We start from the raw sequence: 13,936 nt of genomic DNA, 5'->3' as shown, positions 1-13,936 counted from the left end.
GTAATATTTGGGGATTATAATCCCCAAAATATACGTGTATTCAGGGATTGTAATCCCCAAATATACAGCAATGCATGTTGATCGTGTCCTTTATGATAAATGAGCGATTTCCGCCCACTATCACAACGCAATGATGTAGGAGGACTTTGGGAGAATTTCCTGATCAGCGAAAGACTGAAATACAATATAGTTATCACCAATTTTATGGGCATAGCTATTTTTGGCGAACTACTCGGCAGCAGGAAATCGACTATATAGAAGAATACGACGGCCAACTTTATGCTTATGAATTCAAATGGAAAAGCAAGAAAAAAGCAAGTATTCCTGGTACTTTCAGTGATGCCTACCCTAACACCACATTCAAGGTAATCTCTCCTGAAAACTACCAGGAATTCCTAAGTGCAAACATGCTCTAAAGAAAGGCTCTAAACCAGCTTTCGCATGGCCATCATCGTGCCCAGGTGCATTGCTTCGTGGGCCAGGTTAAACTGAAAAGCCTCCTCTACTCGGCTCAGTTCTACACCAAAACTGGTAGGATAGAGTTTGAATGCTTCAAAAACTCCTTGCGCGTAATCGTTCTGGAATTTCACTAAAGTTTCCTCACTCAACTGGATAAATTCAGAAAGCGTTTCTTGGCTTACGTTGCCTTGAGGGGCACTTCCTTTCCGATAAGCTTCCACCATAGCTGGGTCTACTTCAGGTTTTAATCCCGAAAGTCCATAGCACAGTAATTGTTGCGTAACGATGACGTGGCCAAAGTTCCAAACCAGGTTATTACGAAACCCTTCCGGAATCAAATTCAATTGATCCATATGCAGCGGTTCCATCAAGCTCAGCATATTAGCGCGCGCTTGTTGTGTGCTCTTTAGGATAAATTCAAAGTTAGCAATGGTCATAAAACTGATTAAAAGAGTGGTTAAGATTAATCAAAGTTAACAAACTACTTAGTATTTTGACGGAAATAAGCCTATTAACTTTCTCTGGAGATTTTTGAAAATTTTCACACAACTTTCTTTCAATCAGTTGTTTAGAAAATTTTAAAAAATCGAAAGTTACTAGACTTATTTTTTTCCCGTCCCTTAGGGATTTATATTTTTGCGACTAGAAAAAGAATCAGCCTAAGAATGCGAGTACTTATCCAGCGTGTTGCCGAAGCCTCCGTTACGATTGAAGGCGAAGTAAAATCAGCCATTGGCCCGGGGCTCTTGGTACTATTGGGCATCGAAACAGAAGACACCACCGAAGATATTGAATGGCTTTGTAAGAAAATTATCCAGCTACGTATCTTCAGCGATGAAGAAGACAAGATGAACCTTTCGGTGCAGGATATTCAGGGGCAAATTCTCGTCATCAGTCAGTTTACCCTCCACGCCAGCACCAAAAAAGGCAACCGCCCTAGCTACATCAAAGCCGCCCGCCCTGAAGTAGCTATCCCGCTTTACGAACAATTTGTCGATCAGCTAAGTATTGCCCTGGGACAGCCGGTAGGCACCGGAGAGTTTGGGGCAGACATGAAAGTCCGCCTTCTCAATGATGGCCCCGTAACCATTTGGATCGACTCCAAGAATAGGGAATAATACCGATTAATTAACAAATAAAATCTTGGTCACCACAGCATCGGGTTGCGCCAGGCCAGCTTCGCGCGGATTGGTTGTACTGAACACCAGGTAAACACCAGTTTGTACCCGGCGCCCATTGTAGTCACGACCATCCCAAATAGCCTGTCCACCCAAGGCTTCTGTTTCGTAAACCAGCTTGCCGTTGACATCCGTGATCTTGACATTGGCATTCACGGCCAAACCACGCACAGTGATGGGACCATCGTATTCCGGGCGCACTGGATTTGGGAAAACCGTTGGTTCCGCTTTGTTGAGGCGGGTACCGACAATAGCATCTCCCTGGTAGGAAATAATGCCTTTATCGGTACCAAAAAATACTTCTCCGGTGCGGTCATTGATTGCGATGGTACGAATCGTATTGTCCAATAGCGGAGAATCATCTTTGGTAAAGTGCAGCAGTTCTTCTTTTCCATCTGGCGACAACAAGTAGGCACCATTGCTTGTACCCACCCATTTCCGGTTGGCACCATCTACTGCAATCGCCAGGACCGTTTGTGTTTTAAAGAGGTACTCCAAAAAACCATCCAGGTCAACCGTGCGCAAAGAACCTTGGCAGTTGTCGTCAAAAGCAGCAGTCCCACATTCAAAAATCACGATGCCTTGGTTCGTTCCTACCCATACATCACCATCCTGGTCGATAGCCAGGCAGTTGGTTTCATTTGTAGGTACATTGGAGTTATTGGCCGTGAAAGAGCGGCAGCGATCATCGTTGGGATTGTCGATATCCCCTTCATCAAAAAGCAAAATACCAGAGGTCGTGCTTCCTGAAATAATCCACTTGTAATTGGTGCGTGGATCAATCACGATCTGAAAGAGATCATTCTGCCCGCAGGTTGCTGCAAAAGAAACCCAGGTTCCGTCGGGATTAAGTCGGTGGAGTGGTTTTCCTTCCAGTGCGCGATAATTGCTTACCCATACGCCGCCTTCATCATCAACGGCCAGACCACTGACCCGGGTACGGATATCGTCGCCACTGGTATTACTTAAAGGAGAATTGGAATCGTTGAAAAGGCGAATATTCTCACCATCTATTTCTATAAGCCCAGTGTAATAAGACGCACCATAAACTTTGCCATTGGTGGTGTTTTTTACCACATCTACCAAGGCAAAGACATCATCATCACGTTGATCATCGGCAGTGTTGAAACCTTTAAAAGCTTCCTTGCTCCATCGGTTGTAAATCTCCCATTCACCATTAGCAAAAGACGCCATACCATGATCGGTAGGAATAGGCGTTCGGTTGGGTTCGTAAGCGCCAGCGGCCATCCATACCGTGTCGTCCACCACTTCAATATCCCATACCCTTTGGCTGTAAGGGGAATTGATTTCAAAGGTATTGCAAAAATCATCCGCCGTATTGTCCAACCAACGAAAGCCCATGTATTCATCACCAAACCAAATACGACCAAACTGGTCTTCCAATGCATAGTTACTGCGTCCAACACAACCTGATGTCAGTGCACCGCCATTACCATCTGAGGTGAAATACAACACTTGTCCATTGCCACAGCTACCATCCTCACAACGAAAACCCGCCAAGAGGTGCTCGCCTTCAGCCGAAAGGTACCGCAGGCTGTAACTCTCCGACTGATCAGAGAAAAGTACGGGGCCGCCATTTTCCCAGCGATAGATATCCTCGTTGATCCCCAGGTACAATTGCCCTTCATAAATAGCCATCGCACTGGTGGTGTAATCATCAGGAAAACCTGCTTCCAGGCCCAGGAAATTCCAGGTACTGAAATCGTCCGCCGTTGGATTATTGATGGACGTGCGATATATGCCTTCGGCAGTACCCGCATAAATATTGCCTTCAAATACAGCAACGGAAAGAACATTGGCTTCTCCCATAAATGTGGAAAAGGGAAAAGAGCCATTGTCTATCCGAAAAGCAGAAATACCATAACTACCCGCCAGGAATAGCGTATTGGCATCGTACTCAAAAATGTCGTTGATCTTTTTCTCACCGGTAATATTGGTGAAGTTTTTGATGGAACGGACCGTCACGATTCTACCCTCATCGTACAAATCAATAATTCCATCCTCATAAACAATGACGAGTTTGCCACTGGGTTCATGAAAGCGAATCATCCTGAAATCTACGCCTGAAAGCCCGTCCACCGTCGTTTTAAACGAAGGAGCTATTTCGTCTTTGTCCAAAATCATCAAAGCTGCACGGGTGGTATAAAAAATCTGGTCGGCACTTTGTGTGACCGAAAGGCCTACCCGTTTTGGAGGATGCGCTCTCCAGGCACCAATAGGGAGGACGTTTTGAGTGTAGACAAAGAAGGGTAGCAGAAAAAAGCAGGCGAGTAGCTGAGGTCTCATAAATTATTCATCTGTTCAAAAAGTAAACCAGCAAGTCGGCAAATGTATTGCTCGGAAGGCTAAAATTAGCATCTTAAGTTAGACCAGCGACAATATCTCACCAGCAAAATAAGCAGCCAAGGTTCCAACCCACTTTTAGAACAAGGTCAAGGGGTCATCGTTTACTAATTGATGCAAGGCTGGGCCATTGCTCCGTACGTTGTTAACCTGCTGACTGACCCGGTAATAACGCAATACATCATCGTCAGGAGTTTTCAACAATGCAAGCGTCTCCTCCACATCCCGATCTTGCAACCAGCTTTGCTGCTCCTCTTTATTGATCAATAAAACTGGCATACGATTGTGAATATCCTCCATTTCCTGGTTAGGTGCCGTGGTGATGATTGAAAAAGTACGGTACTGCTGTCCATCTACCCGGGCGATATCCCATATTCCTGCCATCACCAGCAAGTCATCATTACTCCTTATTATACGGTAAGGATATTTTTGCGAACCAGATCTTCTCCATTCGTAAAAACTATCCGCAATAACCAGGCAACGCCGCTGCCGAATGGGAATCCTGAAGGAAGGCTTGGTAACGATACTTTCACTGCGGGCATTGATCAGTCTTGCTCCTTGTTGTATATCTTTGGACCAATACGGTACCAGGCCCCAACGCAGGGGTTGCAATAGATGGGGAGCCTCATTGAGGATAACCACCGCCTCTTGCGTAGGTGCCACGTTGTAATTGGGCACCACCTCAGAGCTTCCATCCAACGGCATCTCTAGTTGCTGCTCCACCTGTGCAAGGGTGAAAACTTGTGAATATCTACCACACATAAGCGCTATAATAATCAGATTGTGAATAACATCTCATGGACTACACAAAAACAAATGTATGCAAATAACCTTCATGAAGTTTTCCACATTGCTATTCTTTGACTTCTTGTAAGTACGTAAAAAGCAAGCAGTTAGCCAAATCCTTTTTCCACATTCGTTGTGGAAAGTACGGGGGATAAGCCCCAACTTCTCTACATCTATCAACAGCTGAAGGGAGGCGCAAATCGGGCTATTGTCTAAAAGGCCTTTTTTGGTGGAAAGCGTTCATGGTTATTGACATTCAAAGGTCAAATTTCCATACCCGGTTTTAAAAAAGTTATTCCGTTGACAAATAATCCACCGACTGTGAATAAGTTTGCAAATTCCTTATTTTTCAAGGGGTTGGTATGTGAATAATGTGTTAGTTGAGGGAGCTATTTTATTAACAATGAATTTACCTAGACTTAACTTATTTTTTTCTCCACCATACTAACAGCACTAATAATAATAAGGAAAAAGAAAAAAAATTATTAAAATCTATTAATAGACCCTATTACCAAAAGCATTCATCGAAACAAAAGCATAGGAAAATTGCTTTGAATGATACAAGAAAAATAAACAGGAATGGACACACAGCTAGGCACGCTTGATGGCGAAAAAAGTACAGCACGAATCAAGAGCTACCGGCCAATCGTGAAATGGTGGCTGGTAGTGGGCGTGATTATGATTATTGGCCAGATCGTCATTGGCGGGATTACCCGCCTGACGGGCTCTGGCTTATCCATTACCAAATGGGAAATCGTTACAGGCACCCTGCCTCCGCTCAATGAAGCAGACTGGAACACGGAGTTTGATCACTACAAAGCTACTCCCCAATATGCTAAGATTAATGAAGGAATGAGCTTATCAGAATTCAAGTTTATCTACTTCTGGGAGTATTTTCATCGCCTCTGGGCGCGTTTGATGGGATTTGTGTTCGCTATCCCCTTTGTGATCTTTTGGCGCAAGGGGTGGCTCGACAGGCCCTTGATGAAGCGTTTGGGGATTACCGTGCTACTGGCAGCGGTGGTGGCGTCTTTTGGTTGGATCATGGTGGCCAGCGGACTCGTTGAGCGCCCCTGGGTGAATGCCTACAAGTTGACGATGCATTTATCTCTGGCTTGTATCCTCTATTCGTACTTGCTATGGACGGTATTTAAAGTGTTTCAACCCGAGCCCGTAGGTTTTCCACATAGGGTGTTGAAAACTTGGGCGAAAGTACTTACGGGCATCACTGCACTACAGATTATTCTGGGGGGAATCATGTCAGGAGCCAAGGCCGGATTATTCTATCCTACCTGGCCTGATATGAACGGAAAATGGGTACCGGAGGTATTGACTAAATCGGAGATGTGGAATGTGGAAAACCTTGTGAACTACGATGCGACTTTGTTTCAACCAGCGCTGATCCAATTCCTGCATAGAGGTACAGCTTATCTGTTGACTATCATTGCTTTATATTTCGTTTGGAAGCTCTTAAAGACGACCAAATCACAGCTTATCAGGCGCGCATCTTACCTGTTGGTAAGTATGTTGATAACTCAAGTCGTATTGGGTATTCTTACGGTTATCAACAGTGTTGGTATTATTCCCGTTGGCTTGGGGGTATTGCACCAAGCAGGTGCGATATTCCTATTGTCCGCCGTCTTATTTATTGATTATCAATTGTTACGAGAATAATCCACATTGGGTGTGGATAACTGTGGATAACTAAGCTGGGCTTTCGACATTTGCCGAAAGTCGGACAGAGGATTAGAAGTAGAGGGTATAGGGATTTGAACCCTAAAGAGCATTTCGATCGTTTAATTTCCAACTTCGGTTTTTCCCGCTCTTATTTGGAATTGACTCCGATGTCTTTCCTTATCTCTTTACCCTATACCATAGGCGTGCGAAGCAAGCCGTGTCCTACTACGGACTTTTGCCGAAAGTCCAGCTTAGCGTTTGTTGGAGAAATGCTGCTGTTACTCCTCCTCTTCTATCGGATAAGGTTCCAGCCAAAAGCTGTTGACTTCCTGCCCACCGATGAGTTTGATGCGCTGCATGTTGAGCAATTCCAGGAGACCAAGGAAAGTAACGATGGCGTGGATGCGATTTTGGCATTGTCCAAAGATGTCCACAAAGCTGGGGCGATTGCCTGAGTTGACCAAGGTGAGGATGTGTTGTTGCTGTTCCTCAATGGAGTAATTGAACTGTACGATCTGGTGAACAGTGGGCCGTTTTTTAGCTTCTTCGGCTTGCTCCATCATCCGTTCAAAAGCGCGGAGAAGTTTGAACAAGGTGACGGATTCCAGTTCCGCGTCGACGAGGGCTTTGGTGGCGATGCTCTGTAGCTCGCTGCTTACATTACCACGGTAATTGCGCAAAGCACGGCTTTCTTCCAACTCGCGCATTTCTTCGAGTACGCTTTTGTACCTCTTGTATTCTAGCAAGCGGCTGACCAGTTCCTCCCTAGGGTCAATTTCATTCCCTTCTTCATCAACGGGCTTGCGTGGAATGAGCATCTTTGCTTTGATCCGGCAGAGTGTAGCGGCGACCAATACGAATTCACTGGCCAGATCGATATCCATCTGCTCCATTTGCCGGATATATTCCAGGAAATCATCCGTAACTTTGGCGATCGGAATGTCGTAAATATCCAGTTCGTCCCGCTCGATAAAGAAGAGCAGGAGGTCAAAGGGACCTTCGAATTGGGGCAGTTTAATGGTGTACGACGTACTCATGTCGCAAAGGTAAGGCTTTGGTGGTAATTGTGTATATGAGACTTGTTCGATCAAGGTATACGGTGGCAAAAATCCATGGTAGACCAAATTCATGATTTACCAGATTTTGACACCGTAACAAGAGCAGTTACGCGTCACCTGAAAAAATTAGAACTGTAATGATTTATGAAAGAAATTGAGAATCAATCATCAGGAAAACTCTATTTATTGCCCGTGCCTTTAGGCGAAGATGCCTGGCATACTGTTCCTGAGTACGTGAAAGAAATTATTCACGGTTTAGATGTTTTTGTGGTCGAACGTGCCAAGACGGCGCGGCGGTTTCTCAAAGCCATTGCCTTCCCTACGCCTTTTGATGATTGTTTGTTTTTTGAACTCAACAAGCGTACCGAAGCTGGTGAAATCCCTTCTTTTTTAGAGGCTACCCAGCAAGGCCGCTCCGTGGGGCTGTTATCAGAAGCCGGTGTGCCCGCAGTTGCTGACCCCGGCAGCCGACTGGTGCTCGCTGCGCACGAGCAGGGGGTAGAAGTGATGCCACTAGTAGGCCCCTCTTCTATTTTGCTGGCCCTGATGGCGGCAGGAATGAACGGACAGTCCTTCGCCTTTAAAGGTTACCTGAGTGCCAAGCGGCCGGAGTTGGCCCAGGAACTTAAGCAACTAGAAGTACAGGCAAATCGTCGAGGAGAAACCCAAATTTTTATTGAGACTCCCTATCGCAATCAAGCTGTGGTTGAAACCGCCTTGAATACACTCGATACCAATATCCTCTTCTCTATTGCCGTAGACATCACCCTGCCTACCCAGTGGATACAGACCCACACCATTGGTGTTTGGCGTACGCTAAAGCTGCCTGATTTGCACAAAAGGCCGGCGGTATTTGTGTTGGGAGAGCGGAAAAAATAGTGGTGCTTTGTGGTTTGGTCTCTTGAATTTGGGGAAGAATCTGCTTGATGTTTTTCGTCCACGCTTGTGGGGGGTGTTCTCCCGACAAATCGGAATCGAGGGGATGCCGACTGCGTCGGCGGTAAGCCGTCACGAGGCCTTGGGACGAGCTTTAGTGAACACTACCGCCATTCCGAGTCATCAGGCGAACACCACCGCAAGCGCAGCGCAGCACAAAAAAGCAGCCAAATTCAACTCACCTCCCCTCTAGCCACCTATTTCCAACTGCGCCAGGAGCCACTCCTTTTCTGTAAGCGGTTCAGTCGTCATGATCTGTGCTTTTAGTGCTCGTCGTTTTTCTTTGTCGTAAGGCGGAAGCTTCATCAATTGATCCGTGAGGGTGAAGATGTTGGTATAAATCTGCTTGTGGTAACTATCGTGTTTAATTCTACGCAAGTAAGCCCGGGTGTTTTTGATGTGGGCAGCTAATAACTGAAAGTCTCCGGCTTCGTAGTAGATCTTCAATTGGATGATTTTAGCACTAAACTGGTGGATAAAATCCCGATCCGAAAACTGGTGTAATTTAAGAAGCGCTTCCCGGTGCTGACCGCGGTGATAGGCAAGCCGAGCTTCATTCAAGGCATGAATACCTTCCCGCCGGAGTGGATCCAATTGGTGGCGATAAGTTTCAAGGAATTGTGCGGCCCAGTCTAATTCTCCAGAGCGGATGGCAATAATCGTGATATTGGAATAAGTAAAGGGAGTGAGGTAACCATCTTCTCGGAGCAAATCTTGTTCCAGTCCCTTACGGTAAAGCTCCAGTGCTTCTTTGAAGTAGATGTTCCCTTTTTTGTTGATTTGTCGGATACAGAAATTGATACCAAGTAAGACCAGGTCGCGGCCTTCGCTATCAGGAAACTCAGGGAGGTGAGTGAGTAATAGTCGCTCAAACTCCCGGAATGCCATTTCATTATCAGGTTCCTGATACATCAGGTAAGCATTGTAATAAATGGAAATGGCCGGCGCTTGTCGGTAGGTTGGAAGCGGAGCAAGGGCCAGTATCTCAGGCAGCATGGCTATTTCGTAACTCGCCCCCGACACCCTTTGGTGCGCGATACTCAGACAGGCCAGGCGTAATTTGTAACTCATAAAGGCTTTTTGCAAAGCACTCTCTTGCTGTTGAAAATTGAGTGCGAGGCCGCGGCCTTCTCTCGATTGGAAGAGATACACTTCTTCTTCCAGTTGGTATTGTTGCAAATGAAAATTGTGGTGGCGGAGTGGTTGCTGCTTGAGGAGATGCCGCTGCTTTTTTTCCCGCCGCCGAAAGTGTTTATCCAAACCTCGGTTGCGATAAGCAGATAACAATGCAGTATCACCCACATTGTTCTGTTGGAAAACACGCCATTGCAACCATTCTTCCAGGCATTGGTGCAGGTAGCTGCATTGTAAGCGAAACTCCTGATCATCAAAGTCTTGGTGAGGATGAATCATCCGGAAGGCATCTTCTCTAGAGGGAGAAAGGCCGAGCTCAAAGTGCTGTTCTTCCAAAAAAAGAAACAACTTACGCAAAGCCGGCCTTGTGTTGTGAAGCTCACACCCCAGCCACAAAGCAGCCTGTTGGCGCTCTCTACGGTCTAATGTAGCAATAAATGAAAGTAATAATGTATTTTTCAAATCTTAATATGTTCTACAAAAAAAATATTTATCCTTTATTTTAATCAATTTAATAGATTTTTAAAAATAATAATATTCTACAAAGCATATTATTTTGGTTTGTGTTCGGGAACAGCAAAGCGCATATTTGTAGCATCGAAAATAATCCTGTGTTATGGATGCTAATAAAATATCCGCTATGAATCATAGAAAACTACTTATTTGGGCAGTTCTGCTGCTTTTTGTTCTGCCGCTTACCGGGCAGATTAATATCTCTATTTCAAATGATGTGACCATTTGTGAGGGAGAAAGCGTCTTTTTGGATGCCAATCCCAGTGGAGGCGACGGAAACTATACTTACTCCTGGACACCCACAGAAGGTTTGAGCTGTGCGGATTGCTTGGGTACCATGGCTACGCCTACCGTCACAACAACTTATACCTTAACGGTAGAAGATGGCCTGGGGGAACAAGGCAGTGCCAGTGTAACCGTCACGGTGGCACCATTAGTCATAGAAGCTACCGTACAGAACATCAACTGCAATGGTGCAAATACAGGTTTTATTCAGATCAATAATGGTGCGAATTTTATCTACGAGTGGAGCAATGGAGATACCAACCCGTTACAACAAGGCTTATCCGCAGGCACCTACTGTGTAACCGTGACAAATGGAAGTGGGTGTGCCAATGAGGAATGTTTTGTAATAACAGAACCACCGGTATTACAAGCTGATGCATCAGCTACAAATGTTACTTGCGCTGGCATGGTCGATGGTACAATTACGGTTACGGTAATTGGAGGCGTAGCTCCCTATATCTATAATTGGGACATTGGTTTGGATGGATCTACGCTGGTTAACTTACCCGCAGGGACCTATTCTGTGACCATTATTGATGCCAGTGGTTGTACAGTAGTTACTGATGCAACAATATTAGAAGATCCCTCTTTTACCGTAACTGTCAATGGCTTGCCAACCGAGCCATGTGTGACGGATTTTACGCTTCAAGCAGTGACCGAAGGCGGCAGTGGCAACTTTACCTACTTGTGGGAGATCAATGGAGTTGTAGCATCTACGACTACGGAGTTGGTGAACCCTGCACCCGGACAGATTGTGCTGACGGTCACTAATGAGAATGGTTGTAGCATTACCCAGTTTGTTAGTTACGACCCTTTCCCATTGGTAGATGTCAATACCTCTGGCATCCTTTCCTGCTCCACTGGCAGTGTGGTATTGGATGGCTCTGGCTCAACAAGCGGCCCCGACTATACTTATCAATGGACAGGGCCTAATGGTTTTAGCAGTGACCAAGAGGTAGTCACCGTCAGTGATCCGGGCATTTATGTCTTAACGGTGAGCAGTATCAGTGTTGCAGGTTGTAGCAGTAGTCTGGAGGTGACCGTAACCGACCTTACACTGGACTTTGAGGATGGTATCATTACTACCGTCTTGGGGTGTAACGATTATCGCTTACAAGGCATCATTCCAGCCAATTATTTTGGTCAGATAGCTTTTGAATGGACGTTCCCTGATGGTGTTACGACCATTACCGACGAACAGACCATTACGCCTACCCAAACCGGTATTTATACCCTGCGGACAGAGGCTATAGGCTTTGATTGTAATTTTTATTCAACGATCTTTATTGATCTGGAAGCTGAAACCTGTGCGACGATTAATGGTTACGTACATCAAGACGATAACGAAGATTGTGCGCCCGACCCCGCAGATCTGCCACTCGAAGGCTGGGAAGTCATCGCTACGGACGGTGTGGCCAGTTACGTTGCGTTTACCGATAGTGAAGGATATTATGAATTGAGTGTCCCTATTGCAACGACTTCTGTGACCTTGATCGCTCCATCAGCAGCTTGGGAAATATGTTTAGCAACAGTTGAGCTCGATCCAGCTTTAGAGGAAGGGGAAGCGAGAAATGTAGATTTTCCGGTTAAAGCCTTGGTGTATTGCCCGGAACTCAACGTCAATTTGAGTGCCAACTTCTTGCGTCGTTGTTTTTCAAATTACTACTACATCAACGTTACCAACAATGGCACGGAAACTGCCTTCGGTGCTGAGGTTATTTTGACTTTAGATGAATTTGTTTTTTACGAAAATTCAAGTCTTCAACCTACGGGAATTGTTGACCAAACTATTGTGTGGACCATTGATGAAATTGCTCCTAATGAAACCGTCTTTTTCTGGGTACAGGTATTTGTCAGCTGTAATGCGCAATTGGGGCAGACCCACTGTTCTGAGGTATTCGTAACTCCTAACCCTTTGTGCGCTCCTGCGCAAAACTGGTCGGGTACCAACCTGGAGTTGGAGGCTGATTGCAATGGAACGGATGTCGTCTTTACCGTTAGGAATACCGGAACGGAAGACTTGGCGGAAAGCATCAACTACATCGTCATTGAAGATGGCGTAGCCATGATGCAACCTCAAATGATTGATGATTTGGGCGGAGATCAAATCGAGACTTTCCTCTTTCCCGCCAATGGCTCTACCTATACTTTTCAAATCGACCAAGTAGAAAACCACCCTTATTCAGAAGTATTAAGTTTGTCGATTGAAGGTTGCGGGCTCAATGATCAAAATGAGTTCAGTACTGGTTTTGTTACTCAATTTAGTCAAACGACAGCCACGATCAGCAGCGATGTTTTCTGTCTGGAAAATGTGGGTTCCTATGATCCCAACGACAAAGCGGCGCTGCCCGTAGGATATGGTGAGCAGCACTATATCGTTCCGGAAACCGAATTGTACTATCGCATCCGCTTCCAAAACACGGGTACTGATACTGCCTTCACGGTGGTTATTCGGGACACCTTGTCGGAGTACCTGGATTTACGCACCATTGATTTGGGGGTAAGTACCCATGATTATACCGCCAATATTGGAGCTGATCGGGCGCTGACCTTTACCTTCAACAACATCTTACTGCCTGATAGCACCACCAATCTGGAAGCTTCTCAAGGTTTCGTTGATTTCCGAATTTCACCCGACGCCAATGCACCACTGGAGACCATCATCGAAAACGATGCAGCGATCTACTTCGACTTCAATGAGCCCGTGATCACCAATACCGTATTCCATACCCTGGGGCGCAATTTCCTGGAGGTGGTCAATACCGAAGTGGTGCCAGGTGTAGCCATCCAATGGAACATCTTCCCCAACCCCGTCGCTGACCAGCTGGAACTACAGCTGAGTGGAGAAGAAGTACCTGACCGGCTGCTCTTGCAGGTGCTGGATGCGCAAGGCCGCCTGTTGCGCCAAGCGTCCTTCAGTGGCAAGACCCATTCGCTTTCGGTAGCGGATTTGCCCGCAGGTTGGTACCAATTGAGATTGACACTTGACAACGGAGATTTGTTAGGAACAGCGAAGTTGGTGAAGAAGTAATAAAAGCTTCTCTTTCCAGGTAAAGCCATTCTTTCTGCTAATTAGGCGGAGAGAATGGCTTTTTAGTTCAAAGTGAAAACTATGGTATTTCTTCCCAAATCTACCTATCTTTAAGTAAAGCATAACAAACACCCTATAAACATGTCATTAATACCTAACAACTGGATCCGGGAAGATTTTCTAGCCTTAGCATTACACTACGCTGCAGGTGCAGACCTGAGTATCAGTGAGGAAGAGCGAGATTTTATGCAAAATCGCTGCGGCAAAGAGCACTGTGAAAAAGCAAAGGCCTTTAGCGCAGACAAATCGGATTACGAGATCATTCAGGTTCTCACTGAGATGAAGGAGACCTTCTTTCCAGGGGAGGAAGGGACCCGTACCTTGAAAGGGCATCTGGTAGGTCTCTTTAAAGCCGATGATGACTATAGCCATTTGGAGCATAATTTGATGCGGGGGCTGGAGCGGTTGTGGTAGGGGGGGCGTAAGGTGACGTAAGAAGATAAATACTTTATAAA

General features: G+C 45.7%; 11 protein-coding genes. 6 read left to right on the top strand and 5 right to left on the bottom strand.

The features are described from left to right. Positions 1–146 precede the first annotated feature (146 nt). Positions 147–416: a hypothetical protein gene (locus tag AB0L18_RS08115; protein ID WP_367392087.1), complete on the top strand. Its 270-nt coding sequence runs from the start codon at positions 147–149 to the stop codon at positions 414–416. A gap of 9 nt (positions 417–425) precedes the next feature. Here the strand turns inward: AB0L18_RS08115 and AB0L18_RS08110 are convergent, their stop codons facing one another. Further along, the gene (locus AB0L18_RS08110; protein ID WP_367392086.1) at positions 426–896 is read right to left on the bottom strand and encodes a DinB family protein; all 471 of its coding nucleotides are present in this window, start codon (positions 894–896) and stop codon (positions 426–428) included. A 228-nt stretch (positions 897–1,124) separates the two neighbouring features. Here AB0L18_RS08110 and dtd point away from each other — a divergent pair, with 228 nt between their 5' ends. Then, entirely contained in the window at positions 1,125–1,577 is a 453-nt protein-coding gene (dtd, locus tag AB0L18_RS08105) for a D-aminoacyl-tRNA deacylase (RefSeq protein WP_367392085.1), read from the top strand. Between the two features lie 6 nt (positions 1,578–1,583). On the opposite strand, the gene AB0L18_RS08100 is transcribed toward dtd, so the two are convergent. Both AB0L18_RS08100 and AB0L18_RS08095 read right to left on the bottom strand, forming a co-directional pair. Continuing rightward, the gene (locus AB0L18_RS08100; RefSeq protein ID WP_367392084.1) at positions 1,584–3,944 is read right to left on the bottom strand and encodes a two-component regulator propeller domain-containing protein; all 2,361 of its coding nucleotides are present in this window, start codon (positions 3,942–3,944) and stop codon (positions 1,584–1,586) included. A gap of 135 nt (positions 3,945–4,079) precedes the next feature. After that, on the bottom strand, positions 4,080–4,763 hold the full coding sequence (locus AB0L18_RS08095) for an SOS response-associated peptidase (protein WP_367392083.1): 684 nt from the start codon (positions 4,761–4,763) through the stop codon (positions 4,080–4,082). Positions 4,764–5,366: 603 nt separating this feature from the next. Between AB0L18_RS08095 and AB0L18_RS08090 the strand changes: the two genes are divergently transcribed. Next, the gene (locus AB0L18_RS08090; RefSeq protein ID WP_367392082.1) at positions 5,367–6,461 is read left to right on the top strand and encodes a COX15/CtaA family protein; all 1,095 of its coding nucleotides are present in this window, start codon (positions 5,367–5,369) and stop codon (positions 6,459–6,461) included. A gap of 281 nt (positions 6,462–6,742) precedes the next feature. Here AB0L18_RS08090 and AB0L18_RS08085 read toward each other — a convergent pair whose 3' ends face one another. Next, positions 6,743–7,501 (bottom strand): ScpA family protein, encoded by a 759-nt coding sequence (locus tag AB0L18_RS08085; protein ID WP_367392081.1) that lies wholly within the window; start codon positions 7,499–7,501, stop codon positions 6,743–6,745. Between the two features lie 165 nt (positions 7,502–7,666). Here AB0L18_RS08085 and AB0L18_RS08080 point away from each other — a divergent pair, with 165 nt between their 5' ends. Beyond that, positions 7,667–8,401 (top strand): SAM-dependent methyltransferase, encoded by a 735-nt coding sequence (locus AB0L18_RS08080; protein WP_367392080.1) that lies wholly within the window; start codon positions 7,667–7,669, stop codon positions 8,399–8,401. Between the two features lie 246 nt (positions 8,402–8,647). Here AB0L18_RS08080 and AB0L18_RS08075 read toward each other — a convergent pair whose 3' ends face one another. Then, a complete protein-coding gene (locus AB0L18_RS08075; protein WP_367392079.1) occupies positions 8,648–10,054 on the bottom strand; it encodes a hypothetical protein in 1,407 nt (468 codons plus the stop codon). Between the two features lie 178 nt (positions 10,055–10,232). Between AB0L18_RS08075 and AB0L18_RS08070 the strand changes: the two genes are divergently transcribed. Both AB0L18_RS08070 and AB0L18_RS08065 read left to right on the top strand, forming a co-directional pair. After that, positions 10,233–13,421, top strand: coding sequence for a T9SS type A sorting domain-containing protein (locus AB0L18_RS08070; RefSeq protein ID WP_367392078.1), 3,189 nt, complete (start codon positions 10,233–10,235; stop codon positions 13,419–13,421). A gap of 141 nt (positions 13,422–13,562) precedes the next feature. Further along, the gene (locus AB0L18_RS08065) at positions 13,563–13,895 is read left to right on the top strand and encodes a hypothetical protein (protein WP_367392077.1); all 333 of its coding nucleotides are present in this window, start codon (positions 13,563–13,565) and stop codon (positions 13,893–13,895) included. The last annotated feature ends 41 nt before the right edge of the window (positions 13,896–13,936 follow it).

It is taken from the genome of Lewinella sp. LCG006 (assembly GCF_040784935.1).
Lineage (GTDB): Bacteria > Bacteroidota > Bacteroidia > Chitinophagales > Saprospiraceae > Lewinella.
The sequence above is the reverse complement of the archived record's forward strand: the minus strand, read 5'-3'. Positions and strand labels throughout refer to the sequence as shown.

Excerpts from the sequence above, each read along its gene's own strand:
- AB0L18_RS08065 (WP_367392077.1), top strand. The coding sequence starts at position 13,563 with ATGTCATTAATACCTAACAACTGGATCCGGGAAGATTTTCTAGCCTTA.
- AB0L18_RS08110 (WP_367392086.1), bottom strand. The coding sequence starts at position 896 with ATGACCATTGCTAACTTTGAATTTATCCTAAAGAGCACACAACAAGCG.
- AB0L18_RS08070 (WP_367392078.1), top strand. The coding sequence starts at position 10,233 with ATGAATCATAGAAAACTACTTATTTGGGCAGTTCTGCTGCTTTTTGTT.
- AB0L18_RS08100 (WP_367392084.1), bottom strand. The coding sequence starts at position 3,944 with ATGAGACCTCAGCTACTCGCCTGCTTTTTTCTGCTACCCTTCTTTGTC.
- dtd (WP_367392085.1), top strand. The coding sequence starts at position 1,125 with ATGCGAGTACTTATCCAGCGTGTTGCCGAAGCCTCCGTTACGATTGAA.
- AB0L18_RS08085 (WP_367392081.1), bottom strand. The coding sequence starts at position 7,501 with ATGAGTACGTCGTACACCATTAAACTGCCCCAATTCGAAGGTCCCTTT.
- AB0L18_RS08095 (WP_367392083.1), bottom strand. The coding sequence starts at position 4,763 with ATGTGTGGTAGATATTCACAAGTTTTCACCCTTGCACAGGTGGAGCAG.
- AB0L18_RS08080 (WP_367392080.1), top strand. The coding sequence starts at position 7,667 with ATGAAAGAAATTGAGAATCAATCATCAGGAAAACTCTATTTATTGCCC.
- AB0L18_RS08090 (WP_367392082.1), top strand. The coding sequence starts at position 5,367 with ATGGACACACAGCTAGGCACGCTTGATGGCGAAAAAAGTACAGCACGA.